The following is a 22,773-nucleotide window of genomic DNA, read 5'->3' as shown; positions in this document are numbered from 1 at the left end:
TCCGCGTGCGTTCTTCCGCACCAGGGGCCCGACCGCCGCCCCACCAGCCCGCCCGCCCGGGCGAATTGATGCCAACACCCCCCGATTGGCCTTGGTCGGCCCCTCCGCGGCCCCGCTAGCGTCTCCGGCATGCGGATTCGAATCGTCGACGCCTTCACCGACCGCCCGTTCAGCGGCAACCCGGCGGGAGTGCTGCTCCTGGACGCCTTCCCTGCCGACTCATGGCTCCAGGACGTGGCCCGCGAGGTCAACCACGCCGAGACGGCGTTCGCGCACCCGCTGCCGGAGGGCGGCGAGGCCGATTGGGCGCTGCGCTGGTTCACCCCGGTCGAGGAGGTCAGGATGTGCGGCCACGCCACACTGGCCACGGCGCACGTCCTGCGGACCACCGAAGCTCACCAGGGCCCGGTGCGGTTCGCCACGCTCAGCGGAGTGCTCGGTGCCGTGCCGGGCGAGGACGGGTCGATCACCCTGGACTTCCCCACCGCCCGGCTGACCCCGGTGGAGGTCCCGGCCGGGGTCGCCGACGCACTCGGCGCCGAGCCGGTCGCGGCCTTCGACACCGGCCCCGATGTGGGCGACCTGCTGCTGGAGCTCGCCGACGAGACGGCCGTGCTCGCGCTCGCCCCGGACCACAGGGCGCTCGGCGCCTACTCCTCGCGCGGACTCATCACCACCGCCCGCGCCGCACACCCGGAGCGCGGCCACGACTTCGTCTCCCGGTGCTTCTTCCCGAACGTCGGCATCGACGAGGACCCGGTCACCGGCAGCGCGCACACCGCGCTCGCCCCGTACTGGTCCGAGCGCCTCGGCTGCCCCGATCTCACCGGCCTTCAGGCGTCCGCGCGCGGCGGCCTGGTGCGCACCGGGCTGCGCGGCGAACGCACCCTGCTCACCGGCAGCGCGGTCACCGTCATCGACGGCGAGTTGCTCACGCCGTAGGCAGCCAGCCCACCCTGCCCGCGAGCAGCGCATATCCGACGAACGCCCCGATGTCGAGCAGGGAGTGCGCCACCACCAGCGGGCCGACCCGGCCCCAGCGCCGGTAGAGATACACGAACACCACGCCCATCGCCATATTGCCGAGGAAGCCGCCGATGCCCTGGTAGAGGTGGTACGAGCCGCGCAGCACGGCACTGGCCACGAGCGCGGTGCCCGGTGTCCACCCCAGTTGGTTCAGCCGGCGCAGCAGATAGCCGACCACGATGACCTCTTCGAGGATCGCGTTCTGCATCGCAGACATGATCAGCACCGGGTACTTCCACCAGACGGAGGGCAGCGCCTCGGGGACCACCGTGAGGTTGAAGCCGAGGCCGCGGGCGGCCAGGTAGAAGGCGATTCCGGTGCTGCCGATCACGGCCGCGACAGCGGCTCCGCGGCCGAGGTCGGACCAGGGCCGGGTGCGGTCGAAGCCCAGGGTGCGCAGGCTCTTCCCCTCGCGCAGCAGAAAGTGCGCGACGAGCGCGACGGGGACCAGCGCCGTGGTGATCCCGAACAACTGCCAGGCGAGGTCCAGCCAGGGGCGGCCAGGAGCCGCAGAGGCATTGAGGGTGGCCGCCTGCTCCTTGAGCCCGCCCGGTTTGGTGACGGAACCGATAAAGCTGATCAGGGCCGATACTCCGCTGGCCCCGAGGGAGACCCCCAGGACCAGGAGTGTCTCGTCGCGGAAGATCCGCCGAGAGGGCCGCTCCAGCGGAGAGTGATCGGCCACCGGCCCCGGCTCCACCTGCACACCTGCCTCCAGTTGACTAGTCCCGCCCGCACCCCCATCTTCACCCCGGAAGGTCTCCCGGAAGCAGTCACGGAGATCATGGGCGGGGCCGCCGGGAGGCGGGCGCCGGTGGCTCAGCCGAGCGGCACGGGCTCCGGCAGGCCCACCGGCCAGGTGTGCACCGGTTCCCCGAGGTGCATCAGCTCACTGTAGCGGCGGGTGGTGGCAGCCAGGGCGGTGGGGCGGTCGAGGCCCTGTTCCAGGGCGCGGTGGAAGGTCGCAACCTGCCAGCTCGCGCCGTTTGAGCGGCGGCGGCAGCGCTCCTCGATCACGCCCAGATACAGGTCCCGGTCGGTGGGTTCGACGCCCCAGGCGTCCAGGCCCGCCTCGGCGAGCGGCAGCAGTTCGTCCCGCACCAGGGTCACGGCCTCCACCTCGGCCGTACCGCCGTAGCGGCCGCGGCGCGGCCACTGGAAACGGGCGTCGATGCCGTACCGGCACGCCGCGTCGAAGTTGTCGGCGGCCGTCTCGAAGGGCATCCGGGTCCACACCGGCCGTGACTCCTCGGCGAGGGAGCGGACCAGACCGTAGTAGAAGGCCGCGTTGGCGATCACGTCGGTGACCGTGGGGCCGGCCGGCAGGACACGGTTCTCCACCCGCAGGTGGGGGACACCGTCGGCGATGCCGTAGACCGGGCGGTTCCAGCGGTACACCGTGCCGTTGTGCAGGACCAGTTCGGCGAGCTTGGGGACACCGCCCGACTCCAGTACCTTCAGCGGGTCCTCGTCGTCGCAGATCGGCAGCAGGGCCGGGAAGAAGCGCAGGTTCTCCTCGAACAATTCGTACGCCGAGGAGATCCACCGCTCGCCGAACCAGGTGCGCGGCCGCACGCCCTGGGCCTGGAGCTCGGGCGGGCGGGTGTCCGTGGACTGCTGGAACAGCGGCGGGCGGGACTCGCGCCACAGCTCACGGCCGAACAGGAACGGCGAGTTGGCGCCGACGGCGATCTGTGCCGCGGCGGCCACCTGCGCGGCGTTCCACACATCGGCGAAACGGGCCGGGGTGACCTGGAGGTGGAGCTGCACAGAGGTGCAGGCGGCCTCCGGGACGATGGACTTCGAGGTGCAGCTCAGCCGTTCCACCCCGTCGATGTCGAGGGTGAAGTCCTCGCCGCGGGCCGCCACGATCTGGTTGTTGAGAAGGGTGTAGCGGTCCACGTCGGAGAGGTTCGACGACACCAGATCGTCCGGGCCGAGGGTGGGCAGAATGCCGATCATCACGATTCCGGCATCCACTTCCCCCGCTTTGCGGTGCGCATATGCCAGGGACGTACGGAGTTCTTCGGCAAGCCGGTCGAATACCCTGCCACCCAATCGGTGTGGAGCTATGTTCACTTCGAGATTGAACATGGCGAGTTCTGTTTGGAAATCGCGGCTGGCGATTCGCTTGAGAACTTCCCCATTCAGCATCTTCGGCATGCCGTCGGAGCCCGCGAGATTGAGTTCGATCTCCAGGCCCATGAAGTTCTTGGGGCGGTCGAACCGCTGCTGCTCCAGCAGCCGCTCCAGTCCCGTCAGGCACCGCCGCAGTTTGACGCGGTAGCGCTGGCGGTCGGAAAGGTCGAACTGCCCCGCCACGACCTTCTCCCCCATCGAAGCTTCCCTCCTCGGATGGGCGGGCCGACGCTTCGGCCGCCGGTGTCCCGGGTCAGATGTGATGATGCCCCGCTGGGCCGATGCATAACGCCTCCAACCGGGCCCGCGCACCGCTACTCTGGTCGGTGTGGCCCGCGGCACATTCATACGGCATGGGGCGCGGGCGTCTTCGGATGCCGGTGGGAACTCGTGAAAAACACCGACGAGAACGGGCCGACCGACGCAGCGGCGTAATCCGAGGTCAGCGCGACGGGGCGGGCGCGAAATCGGGATGAATACCCGCGATTGAACGGCCGAATGGATCCTTGTTCTTCACATGGAAAACAGCTAGCCGAAACACTGTCTGAGCAACGCTCATATAAACTTCCGAACAAGGCAGAAGGTTGGCGCCCAAGGTCCTGGACCTGCCGTCGAGATGATGTGCGGCAGGTCTGTCGTGTACCCACGTTCCTTGCCCCCGTTCACCGGCCCCTGGCCCACCTTGCCGACCCCCCATGAGCTGACAGCGCCGTCCGCCCCCGCCCTCGCGCCACCGCGCCTGTCTCCTGAGAGGCGACCACCATGCCGCTGCATGTCCCTCCGGCTCCCGCACCCGCCCTGCGCACCGTCCTCACGGCCCTCGGTTCCCCCACCGCCGTCCATGAGGCCCGTACCCCCGCCCTGCGCACCGCGCAGGACACTGCCACTCCCGAACTCCCGCTGCCCGTCCATGTGCTGGACCAGATCACCCCGGCGGGAGTGTCCGCCACGCGGCTGGCCGGGTGGCGCTTCGTGATCCGCTCCGGCGACCGCGCGGTGGCCGCGGCGGAAACCCGGCTGACCCCCGACGGATGGGCCTTCTCCCATTTCTTCGAGGGTCCCTACATCGCCTCCACCGAGCGTGCGCTGAGCCAGGCCGAGACCATGCAGCAGTCCTACCAGCCCCGCCTGCTGTCCGTGCCCGGCCTCTACATGCTCACGCTGTGGCTGCACGGCGACTTCACCGCCGACGGCGCCGAGGGTCACCCCGCCGCCACCGACCTTCTCGTCCCTCTTGCCCCGGCACCGCCCGGTATCGCGGCGCACCGTCCACACCGGGTCGCCGAGTTGCTTCCCGTTCTCACCCTTCGGGTGACCCCCGCGCCGCTCCTCGGTTCACCGGCCTGACGTACTCTTTCCTGTGCCCCGTCGTCCCGTTTTTCGGGCGGCGGGGCACAACGGCATTTTCCGGAAGCATTCCGCTCGTCCGAGCAATTGACCGCTCCTCCGAGCCCCGAAGACACGACCGCCCGCAAGGACTAGCCCCATCCGACCACGGTGAACCACCCGAAGTGACAGCGTGGTTGTGATGAACCGACCGCACGGGTGACGCGTCCTCAACCTGTGAGAAGCGGTGCCGCGAAATCGCTGCGGAATACCGCTCGGAGGGCAACACTGGATTGCGACCGACTTATCGCAACGGGGGGACTGAGATGACCACAACAGAGCGAGAGATCCCGCCAATGTGCCAGCACCAGCCACCGTGTCCGACAGCAGACTCCGCCGACCGGGAAGGCGCCCGTCTCGTGGCGCACCACCCGGAGCAGGGCTGGAGCCTGCTGTGCAACGGCGTCGTGCTCTTCGAGGACACCGGTGAGCTTCTGCCCGACGGCCAGATCATCGCCCCGCACCGCCCGCTCGGTGCGGGACAGGTGATGACAGCCGCCTGAGCACCACCCGGGCGGGTGCACCGGACCGCCCGGCGACCATCTGGGGCCGGACCGCGCCGCCGCGCGAACCGGCCCCGACAGGTGTCCGGGGGCGGCTACTCCTCGTAGCCGGACGAGAACTCGATCACTCCGCGCGGATATGTCACGACGGAATGCGCGCGGCACGACCGGAGCCTGTCCGGCGGATCAAGTGGGAGGAAACCGACGGCACCTGTCAACCCGGTGAGCGGGGGCGGGCAGGTCAGGCGGAGTCCGCTGCGGTTCGGCAGCGCCCTGAGGGGGCGCGGGGAACTGCGCGACCAGCCACACTTGTGCCGCAGACCACAGACGGCACATCGCGGCACTTCCAGCGGAGCGCTTCGCGCCCAGGATTACGACTCCGCAGCCATCCACCCCTTCTCGCTCCTTCCTCACCCCTCTTCTCGCTGATCTCCTCGCTGCTCCGAAAGTTTCGGCTCATAGGCGTACCAGTCGAACGCCGCGCTGCCCTCGGTGACGTACATGCCGATCACCCGCCCGGTGAAGCCCCCTGCGACCTGGGTGGACAGATACCGCCCGTCCAGCTCGGCCAGCGGCACCTGTCCTTCCGGGCCCCCGACCGAGAACGCGAGCGTGTCGGGGCCGCCCGCCCTGATACCAGGCGCCTGCTGCCCGCCCGCGGTCACCGTGGGCGGGACCACGCCGTCGGTGCGGATGTCCACGGCGAGGGTCAGGGGGCCGGGTGGCACGAGGTGCTCCGCGACGCGCTGCCGCAGCGGGCCGATCCGTGCCACGACGCTCACCGTGCCGCCGCCGACCTCCAGGTCGTAGTGATGGGCCTCGTCGAGACGGACGGACAGCCCCGCCCGGCCGGCACCGGGTTCCAGCAGGGCCGTGATCCGGCAGTCGGCGTGCTGCTGCCGACGGCCGACGAAGGTGTGACCGGGGCGGTCCAGACTGTCCCCGGTCGCCCGCAGGGTCAGCCGCCCCGGCCGTTCCGCCAGTGACCAGGAACCGTTCGGCCGGGAACGCGGCGATATCCAGTGCGGCGCGAGGAGGGGGGCGTCGAAGTCGTCCCGGGCCGGTTCGGGCGCGAAGGGGTGCCATACCGCCGGCGCCGGGTGCCGCAGCTCGACCGGCCCCGCGACCGGCCAGCCGTCCACCCACTCCACCGGGACCAGGAACGTCTCCCGGCCCAGCACGTGGTACTCGGGGAAGTAGCCGCCCGGACGCGTCCCGAGCAGCACCATCCACCAGCTGCCGTCGGCCGCCTGGACCAGGTCCGCGTGGCCGGTGCACTGGACGGGCCGGGATGTGCCGCCATGGGTGAGAATCGGGTTGGCCGGAGCCGGCTCATAGGGCCCGCGCGGCGAACGAGCCCGGGCGATCGACACGCCGTGGCCAAGAGCCGTGCCGCCCTCGGCCACCACCAGGTACCACCACTCACCGATCCGGTAGAGGTGCGGCGCCTCGGGATCCCGCAGCCCGCTCCCCGACCACACAGGCAACGGTCCCTCCAGCACCTTCCCGGTCCCGGGATCGATGCGCGCCAGACCCACCCCGGCCATGGCACACCAGCAGGTGCCGTCCTCGTCCCAGGCGAGGTCGGGGTCGATTCCGGGCAGGTCGATCAGGATCGGGTCCGACCAGGGGCCCTCGGGACGTTCCGCCGTGACCAGGAAGGTGCCCATCCCGCCCACATCGGTCGTGATCACATGGAAGCGGCCGTCGTGATGACGGATCGTCGGCGCGTAGATCCCGCCGGAGGCCGGGACGTCGTCACCGATCTCCAGTTGCCCGGACCGGTCGAGCACATGGCCGAGCTGCCGCCAGTGCACCAGGTCACGGCTGTGGAACAGGGGCACACCGGGGACGTACTCGAAGCTCGAACAGACCAAGTAGTAGTCCTCCCCGACCCGGCACACACTGGGATCTGGGTGGAAACCCGGGATCACCGGGTTGTCATAGGTCCTCATACGCAGCAGCCACCCTCCAAACCGAAAGTTTCGCCAGTCATGGCGAATATTACGGAACAGCCACCATGCACCGTTCACAATCTGATGCTTTGGCAGTCGTTGGCGGCCGCCCGCCAGAGCCCACGCGTCACCGACCGCCCCGGCGGGCACGGTGCAGACGGCGGTCCGGCATACCGACATCGCAGGCCAGGCGAGTCTTAACGGAAGATTGACGCCCACCACCCCCCACATCCATGGGCCCATGCGTCACTCTCTGCATACGCTGAGTTCGCCGTCCGGTGATGGCCGAATCCCCACGCTCAGCCGCACTTCAGGAGCACATCCATGGCCACGTCCGAACTCCCCCACAGTCGTCTGAGGGACTGGCTGCTGGAGGGCCTGTCCGACATGGGCAAGGGAGTGCAGCAGGCGCCGGAGGCCGAGCCGGAGCCCCCGCACCGGGGCCAGCGGTGGTGGCGGGTGATGTGCCTGACCGGCGTCGACTACTTCTCCACCCTCGGCTATCAGCCCGGTATCGCCGCCCTGGCGGCCGGTCTGCTCTCCCCCATCGCGACCGTCGTCCTGGTCGTCGTCACACTCGCAGGTGCCCTGCCCGTGTACCGGCGCGTGGCCGAGGAGAGCCCGCACGGCGAGGGCTCGATCGCGATGCTGGAGCGGCTGCTCTCCTTCTGGAAGGGCAAGCTGTTCGTCCTGACCCTGCTGGGCTTCGCCGCCACCGACTTCCTCATCACCATCACCCTCTCCGCCGCCGACGCCTCCACCCACCTCGTGGAGAACCCTCATCTGACCAGTACGCTGCACGGCCATCAGCTGATCATCACGCTGTTCCTGATCGCGCTGCTCGGGGCCGTGTTCCTCAAGGGTTTCCTGGAGGCGATCGGCGTCGCGGTCGTTCTGGTCGGCGTCTATCTGGCCCTGAACGCCGTGGTCGTGGTCACCGGTCTGTGGCATGTGCTCACCGCAGGCCATCTGGTCACCGACTGGACCAGCGCCCTCACCGCGGAGCACGGCAACATTTTCGTCATGATCGGACTGTCCCTGCTCGTCTTCCCGAAGCTGGCCCTGGGCCTGTCCGGTTTCGAGACGGGCGTAGCGGTGATGCCGCACGTCCAGGGGGACCCGGCCGACACCGAGGAGCAGCCGAAGGGCCGTATCCGGGACACCAGGAAGCTGCTGACGACCGCCGCGCTGATCATGAGCGTGTTCCTGATCGCGACGAGCTTCATCACCACCGTGCTGATCCCGGAGAACGAGTTCAAGGCCGGCGGTCGGGCCAACGGCCGTGCGCTGGCGTATCTCGCGCACGAGTACCTCGGCAACGCCTTCGGCACGGTCTACGACGCGTCGACCATCGCCATCCTGTGGTTCGCCGGCGCCTCCGCCATGGCCGGACTGCTCAACCTCATGCCGCGCTACCTGCCCCGCTACGGCATGGCCCCCCACTGGGCCCGCGCCGTACGCCCGATGGTCATCGTCTTCACCCTGGTCGCCTTCCTGGTCACCTGGATCTTCGACGCCAGCGTGGACGCCCAGGGCGGCGCCTACGCCACCGGCGTCCTGGTCCTGATGTCCTCCGCGGCCATCGCCGTGACCATCGCCGCCCGCAAGTCCCGCCAGCACCACGCGGTCATCGGCTTCTCGGTGATCTCTGTGATCCTCCTCTATGTCACCGTCGCGAACGTCATCGAGCGCCCCGACGGTGTGAAGATCGGCGCCTGTTTCATCGCCGGCATCATCCTGCTCTCCCTGATGTCCAGGCTGGCCCGGTCCTTCGAACTGCGCGTGACCAGTGTGACCCTGGACGAGCTGGCGGAGCGGTACGTCCGGGACATCGCCAGCCGCAAGATCCGTTTCATCGCCAACGAGCCCGACAAACGGAACATGGCCGAATATCGCGACAAGATCGAGCAGATCCGGGCCGACAACGAGTTCACGGCATACGACGACTTCATCTTTGTCGAGGTGACGGTCGCAGACCCGTCCGAGTTCGAAGCGGGCCTGAATGTGCACGGCAAGGTGCTGCACGACCGCTACCGGGTACTGACGATGGAGTCGTCCTCGATCCCCAACGCCCTCGCCGCCTTGCTGCTGCACGTGCGTGAGCTGACCGGCGGCACCCCGCACATCTACTTCGAGTGGACCGAGGGCAACCCCTTCGCCAACTTCCTGCGCTTCTTCCTCTTCGGCCAGGGCGAGGTCGCCCCGGTCACCCGCGAGGTCCTGCGCGAAGCCGAACGCAACCGGCGCCTCCGCCCGCGCGTGCACGTCGGCTGACCGGAGGCCCGGGGCACGGCGCCCGCGGGAACAGCAGCCGACCGTGCCCGCCGCCCGCGCTCAGCTCCGCCTGGACCGCCCGAGGAACCCGCGCCGCGCGGGACGCGTCACCACTCTGCCGAAACGGATCTCACCGGATATCCGCACCCGGAGGTCCACGGGTGTCCCGTGATCACCAACCGGACGTGCCTTGACCTTGGCATAGCCGAGCTCCAGATCGTCGGTGTCGAACACGATCCCCGGCCGGGTGACCAGTGTCAGGGTGCCGCCCCGCATGTCCAGGTCGACGACCAGCGCATCGTGACTGATCATCGCCCGGGTGAAGTCGAGCGTGACATCGCCCCACTCCGACTCGATCTCCAGCCGCCTCGGCACCACCCAGCCGTCACCGCGCAGCACCGAGGCGCCCTGCTGGCAGATGCGCACCACATCCTTGGCCTCCGCCGCGCCCTCGGCCGACGGCAGATCAGCCGTGAGAACGGCCAGATCCCCGAGCGTCCGCGCGGTCATGGCGGCCTCCAGGCGCTCGTCCAGTTCGTCCGCCGTCAGCCGGCCATCACCCGCGGCGACGCGCAGCACCTCCACCACACCGTCCCGATCCGCGTGCGAGGCCCGCACCCCCTCAGCCTCGGCCGTGCCCACCAGGTCACCCGACATGCCGTCACCCCCGACTCGCTCCACGGGATAAAGCTATATCGCGATACACCCGGCAGCCAATCCCCCGTTCGGGTTGCACGCTCTTTTGCGCCTATGGTGACCGGCATGCACTCCTACACGATCGGTCAGGCGGCACGGCTGCTCGGCGTCAGCCCCGACACCGCGCGCCGCTGGGCGGACGCCGGCCGGGTCGAGACCCATCGCGACGAGTCGGGGCGTCGCCTGATCGAAGGGCGCGACCTCGCCTCGTTCTCCGTGGAGCTGGCCCGGTCGGGAACCGGCGAGGAGGAGACCTCGTACACCTCGGTCCGCAACGCCTTTCCCGGGATCGTCACCGCGATCAAGCTGGGCGATGTCGCAGCGCAGGTCGAGATCCAGGCGGGCCCGCACCGTCTCGTCTCCCTGCTGACCCGCGAGGCGGTGGAGGAGCTGGGCCTGGAGGTGGGCATGGAGGCCACGGCCCGGGTGAAGTCGACCAACGTGCACATCGACCGGATCTGAAGCCGGGCTTCCCTGCGGCAGACGGCAACCGGCCCACGCACTGCCGTCACTCCCGGCACTCCCGGCACTCCCGGCACTCCCGGCACTCCCGGCACTCCCGGCACTCTCGGCACCCCCACACCCGCTCCCGCGTCCGCGGCGGCAGAGGCTCACACCGGGACGCCGTACCCGCCGTCGACCCGGATCGCATTGACCCTGCTGACGTACCGCGCCCCGCAGCGGTCCTGCGGCAGCACCAGCTGAGGTCCGTCCTGGTCGAGCGGTGTGTCGTCGATGCCGACGGCGAGCAGCACCGGTGCATGGGCGAAATCGGGGTCGATCTCGGCCCATGACAGCAGGGCGCGATGCCCGTCGGCACCTGTCACGGCGATCAGGAAGCGGGCCCGGTCCTTGCGGCGGGCGGGGTCGAAACCGGGTCCGGCGTCGCACAGCACATCGTGCAGCAGGGGTCCGGCGAAGCCGTGGTGCTGCACACCGCTGGTCAGACAGTCGAAGGCGACCTTCACCCGCTGCTGGGGCCAGGCCAGCAGATCGGAGACCACCAGCCGGACCGGACGGGCGACGTCCCCGGTCAGGGCGAACTCGACCTGCGTCACGTGCCACCACCTCCCGCGGCTCTCCTTACCCGGGCGCTGCACTCACCCAAACGCACATGCGAACCTTTGACGCCAAGATCCACCGCGAATGCGACCCCCCGGGGGGATCACAGCTGGTAGATGCGTGAGTATCATCAGCGCACGGCTGCCATTCGGCCGTAGATGGGCTTGACAGCCTTCATTCGAAGACTTAGAGGAGTACATCCCGTGATCACCCGCTCCGCGCGTCGCCCCCGCCGGTCCCTCCACGTGGCCGGCGTGAGCGCCGTAGCGCTCCTGGCTCTCACCGCCTGCTCCTCGTCCAACTCCGACTCCTCCTCCGAAACCAAGTCCGACTCCTCCTCGTCCGCCTTCCCGAAGCTGTCCGGCACGGTGACCGTCTTCGCCGCGGCCTCCCTCAAGGAGAGCTTCACCACGCTGGGCAAGGAGTTCGAGAACGCGCATCCCGGCACCAAGGTCACCTTCAGCTTCGGCGGCAGCGACACCCTTGCCGCGAGCATCACCGGAGGCGCCCCGGCGGACGTGTTCGCCGCCGCCAGCCCCAAGACGATGGCGATCGTGACGGACAAGAAGGACACGGCCACCACCCCCGCCACGTTCGTCCGCAACCAGCTGGAGATCGCCACCCTGCCGGGCAACCCCGACAAGGTGAGCTCCCTGAAGGACCTCACCAAGTCCGGCCTGAAGGTCGTCCTGTGCGACAAGACGGTGCCGTGCGGCGCCGCCGCCCAGAAGGCCCTCGACGCCAGCGGTCTCAAGCTGACCCCGGCGTCGTACGAACAGGACGTCAAGAGCGCCCTGACCAAGGTGGAGCTGAAGGAAGCAGACGCCGCGATCGTCTACAAGACCGATGTGAAGGCGGCGGGTGACAAGGTGGAGGGCGTGGAGTTCCCCGAATCGGCCAAGGCCGTCAACGCCTACCCCATCGCCCTGCTCAAGAACGCCCCCAACGCCGCGGCGGCCAAGGCGTTCATCGCCCTCGTCCAGTCCGCCGAGGGCCAGAAGGTGCTCGTCGACGCCGGGTTCCTCAAGCCGTGACCCGGCTCGACACCTCCGCCGCCGCAGCCGACACCCTCGATGGTGGGCCGCGGCGGCGGCGCGGCGGCGCGGGCCGACGGGGGGTGCCGGTGGCGCTGCTGCTTCCCGCGCTGGCGGGTCTCGCATTCCTCCTGCTGCCGCTGGTCGCTCTGCTGGTGCGGGCCCCGTGGAGCACGTTGCCCGGTCAGTTGAGCAGCACCGAGGTGTGGCAGGCGCTGCGGCTGTCCCTGGTCAGCGCCACCGCAGCGACCGCCGTCAGCCTGGTGCTCGGTGTGCCGCTGGCCTGGCTGCTGGCCAGGGTCGACTTCCCGGGGCGCGGTCTCGTCCGGGCCCTGGTGACGCTGCCGCTCGTGCTGCCCCCGGTGGTGGGCGGTGTGGCGCTGCTGATGGCGCTCGGCCGCAACGGGGTCGTCGGACGGTGGCTGGACACCTGGTTCGGGATCACGCTGCCGTTCACCACGGCGGGCGTGGTGGTCGCGGAGGCGTTCGTGGCGATGCCGTTCCTCGTCATCAGCGTCGAGGGCACCCTGCGCGCCTCCGACCCCCGCTACGAGGAGGCGGCCACGACGCTGGGCGCCTCCCGCTTCACCGCGTTCCGCCGGGTCACCCTGCCGCTGATCGCGCCGGGCGTGGCGGCGGGCGCGGTGCTGGCCTGGGCGCGGGCGCTGGGCGAGTTCGGCGCGACGATCACCTTCGCCGGGAACTTCCCCGGCCGTACGCAGACGATGCCGCTGGCCGTCTATCTGGCACTCCAGAACGATCCGGAGGCCGCGATCTCGCTCAGCCTGGTCCTGCTGGCCGTGTCGATCACTGTGCTGGCGGGGCTGAGGGACCGCTGGATCACGGCGTCATGACGGCCGCGTACCGGCCGGCCCGGACAACGACGGACGCGGTCCGTTACGGTCGTAGGACCGCCGGATCGATATGACGTCACGCCCAGGGCCACGCCCGGGCCAGTCCCCTCCAGTTGGACCGGCGTGTACCGCGTCGGCCCCCGCGATCAACACTTCGACGATGCTGGACGATGCCTTCATGACCGAACTCGACGACACCATGTCCGCCAAGGCACCCCACGGTGCCAGTGCCGCGGGCTCCGCCGGTACGGCGCACGGCGAGGGACTGGACGCCCGCCTCGTCGTCGACCGCGGTTCCTTCCGTCTCGACGTCGCGCTGACCGCGGCGCCCGGCGATGTCGTAGCCCTGCTGGGCCCGAACGGCGCGGGCAAGACCACCGCGCTGCGCGCCCTGGCCGGTCTGGTCCCGCTCACCGGAGGCCACCTGCGCCTGGACGGCGCCGGGCTGGAGCGGACGCCGCCCGAGTTCCGCCCGGTCGGTGTGGTCTTCCAGGACTATCTGCTCTTCCCGCATCTCTCGGCCCTCGACAACGTGGCGTTCGGACCGCGCTGCCACGGCGCGACCAGGGCCGAGGCGCGTGCCGTGGCCGCCGAGTGGCTGGAGCGCATGGGTCTCGCCGACCACGCGGCTGCCAAGCCGCGCGGGCTGTCCGGTGGCCAGGCCCAGCGGGTCGCCCTGGCCCGGGCGCTGGCCGTACAGCCCCGGCTGCTGCTCCTGGACGAGCCCCTCGCCGCCCTGGACGCCCGGACCCGGCTGGAGGTCCGCTCGCAGCTGCGGCATCATCTCGCCGAGTTCGAGGCCGTGGCCGTGCTGGTCACCCACGATCCGCTCGACGCCATGGTGCTGGCCGACCGGCTCGTGGTGATCGAGAACGGCCAGGTGGTGCAGGAGGGCTCCCCCACCCATATCGCGCGCCATCCGCGTACGGACTACGTCGCCCAGTTGGTCGGGCTGAACCTGTACCGGGGCCGGGCCGAGAGCGGCCACTCGGTCCGGCTCGACGCGGGTCCTGCGATCACCACCACCGAGGAACTCTCCGGCGAGGTCTTCGTGGCGTTCCCGCCGGGCGCCGTCACCCTCTACCGGGACCGGCCCTCCGGCTCCAGCGCCCGCAATCTGTGGCGCTGCGAGGTGACGACCCTGGAGAAGCACGGCGACCAGATCCGCGCCAACCTGACCGGTGAACTCCCGCTCGCCGCCGACCTCACCACCGTCGCCACCGCCGAGCTCGGTCTTCACCCGGGGGTGGCCCTCTGGGCGACGGTCAAGGCGACCCAGACGCACGCATACCCGGCATGACGCCCTGTCCGGGCTACGGTGGGCATTCCCCCCACCGACTCACCCAGTGAGGCACCGCATGAGCCTGAGCATCCGCAACCAGCTGCCCGGCACCGTCACCGCCGTCACCCCCGGCGAGGCCATGGCCACAGTCAGCGTCCGGCTGGACAGCGGCCGGGATCTCACCGCGGCGATCACGCTGGACGCAGCGGAGGACCTGGGTCTCGGCGCGGGCTCGGCCGTGCGCGCTCTGGTGAAGTCGACAGAGGTGTCTCTCGCGACCGCGCCGGTCCAGGGTCTGTCGATCCGCAACCAGTTGCCCGGCAGGATCACCGGCGTCGCCGCCGGTTCCGCCATGGCCGCCGTCAAGGTGGATGTCGGCGGCGCGGAACTCACCGCCGCGATCACCAAGGAGGCCGCCGACGAACTCGGCCTCGCTGCCGGGATGCCCGTCGTAGCCCTGATCAAGTCGACCGAGGTGGCACTGGCGACGGCGTGACACACAGCACGGGAGGACCCTCGCCCGGCCCTCAGGCCGGCAGAGGGCCCTCCCGTTTCGTAGCCCGGCTCAGTCCTGGTACGCCTCCGGGGGCGGGCACGAGCAGACCAGGTTCCGGTCGCCGAACGCCTGGTCTATGCGGCGCACCGGCGGCCAGTACTTGTCCGCGGCCGAGACGCCGGCCGGGAAGACTGCCTCCCCACGGCTGTAGGCATGCTCCCACTCCCCGCTCAGGGCGGCCGCGGTGTGCGGGGCGCCGCGCAGCGGGTTGTCGTCGGCGGGCCACGCGCCGGAGGCGGTCTTCTCGATCTCCCGTCGAATGGCGATCATCGCCTCGCAGAACCGGTCGAGCTCGCCAAGGTCCTCGGACTCGGTCGGCTCGATCATCAGCGTGCCGGCCACCGGGAACGACATCGTCGGCGCGTGGAAGCCGTAGTCGATCAGGCGCTTGGCCACGTCGTCCACGGTCACCCCGGTCGCCTTGGTGAGCGGCCGCAGGTCGATGATGCACTCGTGGGCGACCAGGCCGCCGGGGCCGGTGTAGAGCACCGGGTAGTGCGGTTCGAGGCGCTTGGCGATGTAGTTGGCGGAGAGCACCGCCATCTGGGTGGCACGCCTGAGGCCCTCGCCCCCCATGAGACGGATGTACGCCCAGGAGATCGGCAGGATGCCCGCGGAGCCCCACGGGGCCGCCGAGACCGGTCCGACACCCGTCTCCGGGCCCGCGGCGGGCTGCAGCGGGTGGTTGGGCAGGTACGGCGCGAGGTGTGCGCGCACACCGATCGGGCCGACGCCGGGACCGCCGCCGCCGTGCGGGATGCAGAAGGTCTTGTGCAGGTTGAGGTGGGAGACGTCGCCGCCGAAGTGGCCGGGCCTGGCCAGGCCCACCAGGGCGTTGAGGTTGGCGCCGTCGACGTACACCTGGCCGCCCGCCTCGTGGACCTGCGCGCAGATGTCGGCGACGTGTTCCTCGAACACACCGTGCGTCGACGGATAGGTGATCATGAGTACGGCGAGTTCGTCGCGGTGCTGCTCGATCTTGGCGCGGAGGTCCGCGACGTCGATCCCGCCGTCCTCGGCGGTCTTCACCACGACGACCTTCATGCCCGCCATCACGGCGCTGGCGGCGTTGGTGCCGTGCGCGGAGGACGGGATGAGGCAGACGGTGCGCCGCTCGTCGCCGTTGGCGCGGTGGTAGCCGCGTACGGCGAGCAGGCCGGACAGCTCGCCCTGCGACCCTGCGTTGGGCTGAAGGGACACCTTGTCGTAGCCCGTGACCTCGGCGAGGCGTTCCTCCAGCTCCTGGATGAGCGTGAGGTAACCGCCGGCCTGCTCGGCTGGGGCGAACGGATGCAGAGCGCCGAACTCGGGCCAGGTGACGGGCTCCATCTCGGTGGTCGCGTTGAGCTTCATGGTGCAGGAGCCGAGCGGGATCATGCCGCGGTCGAGCGCGTAGTCGCGGTCGGCGAGCCTGCGCAGGTAGCGCAGCATGGCGGTCTCGGACCGGTACTGATGGAAGACGGGGTGGGAGAGGAAGGCGTCGGTGCGCAGCAGCGCCTGCGGAAGCGTGTCCTGCGCGGTCGTGTCCAGTGCCTCGATGTCGTCCGTGACGCCGAACGCCGCCCATACGGCGCCCAGCTGGGCGCGGGTGGTGGTCTCGTCGCAGGACAGGGAGACGTGGTCGGCGTCGACGAGGTGCAGGTTGACCCCGCGTTCCCGTGCGGCGGCGACGATCTCGGCCGCGCGGCCCTCGGTCCGGGCGGTGAGGGTGTCGAAGTAGGCGCCGTGGACGATCTCGATCCCGGCCGCCTCGAGTCCGGCCGCGAGGATCGTGGCGTAGCGATGAGTGCGCCGGGCGATGCCCGTCAGTCCTTCCGGCCCGTGGTAGACGGCGTACATGCCGGCCATCACGGCGAGCAGCACCTGGGCGGTGCAGATGTTGCTGGTCGCCTTCTCGCGGCGGATGTGCTGCTCGCGGGTCTGGAGGGCGAGTCGGTAGGCCTTGTGACCGTCGGCGTCCACGGAGACGCCGACCAGGCGGCCGGGCAGGCTGCGTGCGTAGGTCTCACGCACCGCCATGTAGCCGGCATGCGGCCCGCCGAAGCCCATCGGCACGCCGAAACGCTGGGTCGTGCCGACGGCGATGTCCGCGCCGAGTTCGCCGGGCGGCTTCAGCAGCGTCAGGGCGAGCAGGTCGGCGGCGACCGTCACCACGGCGCCCAGCTCGTGCGCCTGCTCGACGACGGGCCTGATGTCGCGTACGGCCCCGGAGGCGCCGGGGTACTGGATCAGCACGCCGTTGATCTCACGTCCGGCGACGGCGGCCGGGATGCCGTCGGTGAGGTCCGCGACGACGACGTCGACGCCCGTCGGCTCCGCGCGCGTCTCGATCACGGCGATGGTCTGCGGAAGGGCGTCCGCGTCGACCAGGAAGAGGCCCTTCTTGTTCTTGCCCATGCGGCGCGACAGCGCCATGGCCTCGGCGGCGGCGGTGCCCTCGTCGAGGAGGGAGGCACCGGAGGTCGGCAGTCCGGTGAGATCGGCGACCATGGTCTGGAAGTTCAGCAGCGCCTCCAGGCGGCCCTGCGAGATCTCCGGCTGGTAGGGCGTGTACGCGGTGTACCAGGCCGGGTTTTCCATGACGTTGCGCAGGATCACCGGCGGGGTGAATGTGCCGTAGTACCCGAGTCCGATCATCGAGTCGAGGACCTGGTTGCGGTCGGCCAGCGCGCGCAGCTCGGCCAGCACCTCGGCCTCGGTGCGGGCGGACGGCAGATCGAGCACGGCGGTGCTCTTGATCACGTCGGGTACGGCGGCGGCGGTGAGCTCGTCCAGCGAGGCGTAGCCGACCTGCGCGAGCATCTTGGCCCGTGCCTCGTGGCCGGGACCGATGTGGCGCTGTTCGAAGGGGATGCCCTGTTCGAGCTCGGAGAGCGGGATGCGGTGGGCGGTCATTGCGGAGGCCTCCTGGTCTGACGCGACCTTCGGGGGGTACCACAGGCATGGGTCCCCGGACGGCCTCCCCCTCTGTCATCTCAACCTGAGAGCTTCACCGGGCCGCCCGAGCGCTCCCGGTTTTCACCGTCGGTGAGAGCGGAGGCCCGTCGGCACCCGCCCTGCTTTCCAGAGTGACCTCGTCCGCACGGTACGTGGGCCTGAGAGATTCCGGGGAGGATTTGCTCCTTCGGCGCCCCCGGTGACTCCGGAGGACTCTCCCGCACGGGGTCAGCAGCCGCTGTCAGCGTACCAGCGGGGCCCGCGGAGGGTACTTCGAGTGGCCGCCGCCCCGGATGTGGCCTTTTGTAGTGATGTAGTGACCGCGAATGAGTTGCTGCCCATGCGACCCATGCGACCAAGTGGAGGGACCGTGCGAACCGACATCGATCCGCGCAGCCTGATCGGCCGCAGGGCGTTCGACCGCAGCGGCACCAAGATCGGCACTGTGGACGAGGTGTACCTCGACGACGCGACGGGCGTGCCGGAATGGGCCGCCATACGCACCGGCCTGTTCTCCCGGGACGCTTTCGTCCCTCTGGAGCCCAGCGAACTGGTCGAAGGCACCCTCCACGTCCCCTTCGACCGCAGCCTGATCAAGGACGCGCCCGATTTCGGCGTCGGCCGTCATCTCTCCCCGGAACAGGAACTCCAGCTCTACCACCACTACGGCCTCGATGTGACCCCTGCTCCACCGGTCCCCGACCACGACTTCGGCAGACTCGCGGGGCAGGAGGACGCGTAGGGCCTGTCCGGCGGATCATGCCGGAGACACGGGGGGCGATGGGTACCGTCGGTTTCTTCCGACTCGATCCGCCGGACAGGCCCTACTAGGGCGTGTTTCGAAAGTAGCGCCGGCCGCCCGAAGGGCGGGCCCTGCGGCGTCTGGTGCGTGCGATCGCAAGGCGGAGGGTCGCCCTCGTACTGGGCGTACGTGGGCGATCCCGACAACACAGCGAGCGTGCGTGCCAGGCGTCGCAGGGCAGGCGGGACTTTCGAAACACGCCCTAGGGCGTGTCTGACCATTCCCGCCGGGCGCGCGACGCCTGGCACGGCACCTCGCCGCGTTGTCGGATCACCCGAGTACGTCCAGTACGCGGGCGATCCTCCTCCTTGCGATGCACCGCACCAGACGCCACGCGCTGATCCGACGCGAATTGTCAGACACACCCTAGGAGCGGGAGCCTGTGGCCGGGTGTGCCGTACCGGAGCCGTTCCCTCGATGAGCGGTGGGCCTCGCTCCCGAAAGTGCATGGGTTTCCCCGGAATCGGCGGGGCTGTCGTCCGCCGCGGCAGGACCCCGCACCGATGCCGTGGGGTCCTGCCCGGGTCTTCGTGTCACCAGCGGCAGCGGATCCGCCGGCTCCAGGTCCGGGTCCTCGACCCGGAAAGTCCGTACCCTGCCGGGTTCCGAGGCGGGGGTCTCGAACCGTACGGTGACCCGTCCGAGGCCGCTGCCCTGTACCCATCCGTGCCCGTACTCGGTGTGGCGCACGTCGTGTCCCGCGGGCCAGCGCCGCTCCCCCGGCTCTGGCGAGGGCCGTGCCTCCGCCGCCCGGTCGGTGGTCTCCTCCTCCGCAGCGGTGTCCTCCGCCGCCTCGGCGGCCTGGGCGAAGAGGTCCTCCTGGGTGTAGTCGGCGAGCCCGCTGACGCCCACCCCGAGCAGCCGGACCCCGCCCGTCGTGTCCACGGAGTCCAGCAGCCGTGCGGCGGCCTCGCGCACGACCGCCGGGTCGTCGGTGGGCCCGCGCAGTGTCTCGGAGCGGGTCAGGGTGGAAAAGTCGTATCGCCTCACCTTCAGTACGATCGTGCGCCCGGACAGGCCGGAGGCGCGCAGTCTCCGAACACAGCGGTCGGCCAGCCTCCGCACCTCCGTGCCGACCCGTACGCGGTCGTGGATGTCCACGTCGTACGTGTCCTCCACCGACACCGACTTGGTCTCCCGCTCGGCCACCACGGGCCGCTCGTCGTGCGCCAGCGCCATGGCATGCAGTGCGTGCCCGTGGGCCTTGCCCAGCAGCCGTACCAGCTCGTCCTCGCCCGCCTCGGCGATCTCCTCGACGGTGGTGATCCCGGCCCGCCGCAGGTGGTCGCCCGTGGCCGGGCCGACCCCCGGCAGGGTCCGCACCGGCATGGGACCGAGCAGGGCGCGCTCGGTGCCCGGCTCGATCAGTACGAGGCCGTCGGGCTTGGCCTGCTCGGAGGCGATCTTGGCGAGCATCTTGGAGGCGGCGAGGCCGACCGACCCCGTCAGGCCCGTGACCGCCCGGATGTCGGCGCGCAGCCTCGCCCCGGTCAGGTGGGCCGACTCGGCGTCCCAGGCCACTCCCCCGGCCTCCAGGTCCACGAACGCCTCGTCCAGGCTCAGCGGCTCCACCAGCGGCGACAGGGAGTGCAGCAGCTCCATCACCTGGCCGCTGATGGCCCGGTAGAGGCCGAAGCGGGGCACCAGATAGGCGGCGTTCGGGGCGAGCCGGCGCGCCTGGGCCATGGGCATCGCCGAGTGCACCCCGAAGACCCGTGCCTCGTACGAGGCTGTGGCGACCACGCCACGGGGCCCGAGCCCGCCCACGACGACGGCCTTCCCGCGCAGGCTCGGCTTGGACGCCTGCTCCGCGGAGGCGAAGAAGGCATCCATGTCGAGATGCAGGATGGTGGGCGCGGCTCTCACATCTCCGATGCTGCCCTACGCCACTGACAATGCCCCGCCGAGCCCCTCCCGTCGGCCACGAGAACGCCGTCAGCCGGGTCAGTGACCGGGCCGGACGCTCCTGTCGGCGACGCGCTGAGGGCCGTGTGACGACCGCTGCCGCGTGCTCAGACCGCCCGGTTGCGGCGCCGCGCCAGTTCGTCCGCCGGGTTCGGCCCGATCAGGGTCTCGCCCGTGTCGATGCGCTCGCCGTGCAGCTGAGAGAGAGCGTTCTCCACGTCCCGCCACACCACTCCGACGGCGATCCCGAAAATGCCCTGGCCGCCCTGGAGCAGGGCGTGCACCTCGTCGGGCGAGGTGCACTCGTACACGGTGGCACCGTCGCACATCAGCGTCATGCACTCCAGGTCACGCGCATCGCATTCTCTGAGGTGCCGCACGGCCGCACGGATGTTCTGCAACGAGACGCCCGTGTCCAGAAAACGCTTCACGATCTTCAGGACGACGACGTCCCGGAAGCTGTACAGGCGCTGGGTGCCCGAGCCGTAGGCGGGACGCACGCTCGGCTCGACGAGCCCGGTGCGCGCCCAGTAGTCCAGTTGCCGGTAGGTGATCCCCGCGGCGGCGCACGCCGTAGGACCGCGGTAGCCGATCTGCTCGGACGCCATGGCCGTCGCCCCTCCGCCGTTCGGCACGGCTGCCGGCCGCTGCTGGACGTGACCGGCCGCGCCGCCCGGCTGGGCGTATCCCACGCCCGGTCGGAGCTGCGAGCTGGGGGAAGGGCACGGACCGCTCCCCCCGTAACTGGCTCCGGGGACGCCCCCAGCCGCACCGCCGCCGCTGCTTCTCACGCCGACCTCCGTCCTCGACCTGCCTTCTCGACGGTAGGCAGTCACCAGGGGTGCGTCAACGATCGCCACACTCGGCACGCCGAGTGATAATCACCCTACGAGTGGTTTCCCGCACCCCGCCGCGGGGAAAGGCTAGCCGAATGTGCTCGCGGTCAGTCGCACGAGTATCTCATCCGACATCGGCACAGGCCGCAAACCCCGTGGTGACCAAGCGTCTGCCGAGCCGACACGGACCGCAAGTCAGGCCGGGTACCGGTGGCTCACTGGCTGCTGGTGCCGAAGTCCTCAGGCGAGATCTGGTCGAGGAACTCGCGGAACTTCTCGACCTCGTCCTCCTGCTCGTCGGGAATCGCGATCCCGGCGTCGTCGAGCACCGTGTCGCTGCCGTAGATCGGCGTCCCGGTGCGCAGGGCCAGCGCTATGGCGTCCGACGGACGCGCGCTCACCTCCACCCCGCTCGCGAAAACCAGCTCGGCGTAGAAGACGCCCTCACGCAGGTCGGTGATGCGAACCTCGGTGAGCTCCTGGCCCACGGCCTCCAGCACGTCCTTGAACAGGTCGTGGGTCAGCGGCCGGGCGGGCGCCATGCCCTGCTGGGCGAAGGCGATCGCGGTCGCCTCCCCCGGACCGATCCAGATGGGGAGGTAGCGGTCGCCTCCCACTTCGCGCAGGAGCACGATCGGTTGGTTGGAGGGCATTTCGACCCGGACACCTACGACATCGAGCTCGTTCACACAGCAACCCTAGGCCGTGCCCGGGACGTTTGGGTAGTCGGGCCGGGAACAGGTGGCCGATCCGCTCCCCTCCCGGGTGACGGCCCGCCTCAGGGCAGCCGGACGCCCAGCGCGGTCTGCACCAGGGCCGTATGCAGCTTCACGGTGAGCGAGGCCAGTTCCTTCGCACGGGCCTCGGCATGGGCCCTGGTCTGGGGATTGCGGTGGCGCCTGAGCGGGGCCACCACCTGGTCGACCAGGCCCGCCTCACGGTCGGCGGCCGCCTTCATCACCCTCAGATGACGCGGCTCGATCCCGAACCGGCCCAGCTCGGCCACCAGCGAGGCGACGGTGACCGCCTCGGCGTCGTACACCCCGTCCGGCAGCGGGGCGATGAGGCCGTACGACTCCCACTCCTTCAGGACGTGCTCGTCGATCCCGGCGGCGGCGAGCAGTGCGTCCCGCCCGATCCGCACCGCCGTCGGCTCCTCCACGGTCGGCGGGCCGGACCCGCCGTCGCGCTGTCTGCCCACCAACGGCAGCTGTACGGCCTCGCCGCGCTCCATGGCGTCCAGGTGCTCGCGGATCACCTTGAGCGGGAGATAGTGGTCCCGCTGCATCCTCAGCACATGCCCGAGCCGTTCGACGTCCTGTGCGCTGAACTTGCGGTAGCCGGACGGAGTACGGCGCGGCTCGATGAGCCCTTCGGACTCCAGGAACCGGATCTTGGAGATGGTGACTTCGGGAAACTCGGCGCGCAGCGCGGTCAGCACCGCGCCGATGCTCATCAGCCCATTGTCCGTGGCGGCGGTACCGTGCCCGGCACCGCCGCTCGGTGTTTGAAGCATGGACCTTCCC

At 70.2% G+C, this 22,773-nt stretch carries 20 protein-coding genes and 1 riboswitch; of the genes, 10 read left to right on the top strand and 10 right to left on the bottom strand.

The genetic code is table 11. The features are described from left to right. Positions 1 to 129: 129 nt before the first annotated feature. Entirely contained in the window at positions 130 to 942 is an 813-nt protein-coding gene (locus ACSYGN_RS34330; RefSeq protein WP_460402616.1) for a PhzF family phenazine biosynthesis protein, read from the top strand. Here ACSYGN_RS34330 and ACSYGN_RS34325 read toward each other — a convergent pair. Both ACSYGN_RS34325 and ACSYGN_RS34320 read right to left on the bottom strand, forming a co-directional pair. Then, complete coding sequence (locus ACSYGN_RS34325) at positions 932 to 1,732, bottom strand: CPBP family intramembrane glutamic endopeptidase (protein ID WP_460402614.1); 801 nt, start codon at positions 1,730 to 1,732, stop codon at positions 932 to 934. The two genes, ACSYGN_RS34330 and ACSYGN_RS34325, sit on opposite strands and share 11 nt — an antisense overlap. A gap of 113 nt (positions 1,733 to 1,845) precedes the next feature. Then, complete coding sequence (locus ACSYGN_RS34320; protein WP_460402612.1) at positions 1,846 to 3,363, bottom strand: glutamate--cysteine ligase; 1,518 nt, start codon at positions 3,361 to 3,363, stop codon at positions 1,846 to 1,848. Positions 3,364 to 3,927: 564 nt separating this feature from the next. Between ACSYGN_RS34320 and ACSYGN_RS34315 the strand changes: the two genes are divergently transcribed. Both ACSYGN_RS34315 and ACSYGN_RS34310 read left to right on the top strand, forming a co-directional pair. Further along, complete coding sequence (locus tag ACSYGN_RS34315; protein ID WP_460402610.1) at positions 3,928 to 4,512, top strand: hypothetical protein; 585 nt, start codon at positions 3,928 to 3,930, stop codon at positions 4,510 to 4,512. A gap of 335 nt (positions 4,513 to 4,847) precedes the next feature. Continuing rightward, positions 4,848 to 5,054: a DUF5999 family protein gene (locus ACSYGN_RS34310; RefSeq protein ID WP_460403917.1), complete on the top strand. Its 207-nt coding sequence runs from the start codon at positions 4,848 to 4,850 to the stop codon at positions 5,052 to 5,054. A 410-nt stretch (positions 5,055 to 5,464) separates the two neighbouring features. On the opposite strand, the gene ACSYGN_RS34305 is transcribed toward ACSYGN_RS34310, so the two are convergent. Continuing rightward, complete coding sequence (locus tag ACSYGN_RS34305) at positions 5,465 to 7,009, bottom strand: glycoside hydrolase family 43 protein (RefSeq protein WP_460402608.1); 1,545 nt, start codon at positions 7,007 to 7,009, stop codon at positions 5,465 to 5,467. Positions 7,010 to 7,333: 324 nt separating this feature from the next. Here ACSYGN_RS34305 and ACSYGN_RS34300 point away from each other — a divergent pair, with 324 nt between their 5' ends. Beyond that, entirely contained in the window at positions 7,334 to 9,283 is a 1,950-nt protein-coding gene (locus tag ACSYGN_RS34300) for an APC family permease (protein ID WP_460402606.1), read from the top strand. 60 nt (positions 9,284 to 9,343) lie between these two features. On the opposite strand, the gene ACSYGN_RS34295 is transcribed toward ACSYGN_RS34300, so the two are convergent. After that, on the bottom strand, positions 9,344 to 9,940 hold the full coding sequence (locus ACSYGN_RS34295; protein WP_460403915.1) for a DUF1707 SHOCT-like domain-containing protein: 597 nt from the start codon (positions 9,938 to 9,940) through the stop codon (positions 9,344 to 9,346). A 105-nt stretch (positions 9,941 to 10,045) separates the two neighbouring features. Between ACSYGN_RS34295 and ACSYGN_RS34290 the strand changes: the two genes are divergently transcribed. Beyond that, positions 10,046 to 10,441 carry a TOBE domain-containing protein gene (locus tag ACSYGN_RS34290; RefSeq protein WP_460402604.1) on the top strand — a complete coding sequence of 132 codons (396 nt, stop codon included), beginning with the start codon at positions 10,046 to 10,048 and terminating at the stop codon, positions 10,439 to 10,441. A gap of 149 nt (positions 10,442 to 10,590) precedes the next feature. Here ACSYGN_RS34290 and ACSYGN_RS34285 read toward each other — a convergent pair whose 3' ends face one another. Next, positions 10,591 to 11,037 (bottom strand): molybdopterin-dependent oxidoreductase, encoded by a 447-nt coding sequence (locus ACSYGN_RS34285; protein WP_460402602.1) that lies wholly within the window; start codon positions 11,035 to 11,037, stop codon positions 10,591 to 10,593. A 210-nt stretch (positions 11,038 to 11,247) separates the two neighbouring features. Here ACSYGN_RS34285 and modA point away from each other — a divergent pair, with 210 nt between their 5' ends. The 4 genes from modA (at position 11,248) to ACSYGN_RS34265 (ending at position 14,707) form a co-directional block, all read left to right on the top strand. After that, positions 11,248 to 12,075, top strand: coding sequence for a molybdate ABC transporter substrate-binding protein (gene modA / locus ACSYGN_RS34280; RefSeq protein ID WP_460403913.1), 828 nt, complete (start codon positions 11,248 to 11,250; stop codon positions 12,073 to 12,075). After that, entirely contained in the window at positions 12,072 to 12,929 is an 858-nt protein-coding gene (modB, locus tag ACSYGN_RS34275) for a molybdate ABC transporter permease subunit (RefSeq protein ID WP_460402600.1), read from the top strand. The genes modA and modB overlap by 4 nt, the downstream gene beginning before the upstream one ends. A 199-nt stretch (positions 12,930 to 13,128) precedes the next feature. Then, positions 13,129 to 14,229, top strand: a complete 1,101-nt coding sequence (locus ACSYGN_RS34270) for an ABC transporter ATP-binding protein (RefSeq protein WP_460403911.1) — start codon at positions 13,129 to 13,131, stop codon at positions 14,227 to 14,229. A 58-nt stretch (positions 14,230 to 14,287) separates the two neighbouring features. After that, entirely contained in the window at positions 14,288 to 14,707 is a 420-nt protein-coding gene (locus ACSYGN_RS34265) for a TOBE domain-containing protein (RefSeq protein ID WP_460402598.1), read from the top strand. A 69-nt stretch (positions 14,708 to 14,776) separates the two neighbouring features. Here ACSYGN_RS34265 and gcvP read toward each other — a convergent pair whose 3' ends face one another. Then, entirely contained in the window at positions 14,777 to 17,662 is a 2,886-nt protein-coding gene (gcvP, locus tag ACSYGN_RS34260; RefSeq protein ID WP_460402596.1) for an aminomethyl-transferring glycine dehydrogenase, read from the bottom strand. 178 nt (positions 17,663 to 17,840) lie between these two features. After that, positions 17,841 to 17,935, bottom strand: a riboswitch (glycine riboswitch). A 139-nt stretch (positions 17,936 to 18,074) separates the two neighbouring features. Here gcvP and ACSYGN_RS34255 point away from each other — a divergent pair. Beyond that, positions 18,075 to 18,446: a PRC-barrel domain-containing protein gene (locus ACSYGN_RS34255; protein WP_460402594.1), complete on the top strand. Its 372-nt coding sequence runs from the start codon at positions 18,075 to 18,077 to the stop codon at positions 18,444 to 18,446. A 426-nt stretch (positions 18,447 to 18,872) separates the two neighbouring features. Here ACSYGN_RS34255 and ACSYGN_RS34250 read toward each other — a convergent pair whose 3' ends face one another. The 4 genes from ACSYGN_RS34250 to ftsR form a co-directional block, all read right to left on the bottom strand. Beyond that, positions 18,873 to 20,372 carry a DNA polymerase IV gene (locus ACSYGN_RS34250; RefSeq protein ID WP_460402592.1) on the bottom strand — a complete coding sequence of 500 codons (1,500 nt, stop codon included), beginning with the start codon at positions 20,370 to 20,372 and terminating at the stop codon, positions 18,873 to 18,875. Between the two features lie 146 nt (positions 20,373 to 20,518). Beyond that, positions 20,519 to 21,202, bottom strand: coding sequence for a MerR family transcriptional regulator (locus ACSYGN_RS34245; RefSeq protein WP_460402590.1), 684 nt, complete (start codon positions 21,200 to 21,202; stop codon positions 20,519 to 20,521). Between the two features lie 260 nt (positions 21,203 to 21,462). Beyond that, positions 21,463 to 21,936: a bifunctional nuclease family protein gene (locus tag ACSYGN_RS34240; RefSeq protein ID WP_026253112.1), complete on the bottom strand. Its 474-nt coding sequence runs from the start codon at positions 21,934 to 21,936 to the stop codon at positions 21,463 to 21,465. An 89-nt stretch (positions 21,937 to 22,025) separates the two neighbouring features. Continuing rightward, complete coding sequence (gene ftsR, locus ACSYGN_RS34235; protein WP_460402588.1) at positions 22,026 to 22,763, bottom strand: transcriptional regulator FtsR; 738 nt, start codon at positions 22,761 to 22,763, stop codon at positions 22,026 to 22,028. Positions 22,764 to 22,773: the final 10 nt, after the last annotated feature.

Source organism: Streptomyces sp. YIM S03343 (genome assembly GCF_054729195.1).
This window is presented reverse-complemented; position numbering and strand designations above follow the sequence as displayed.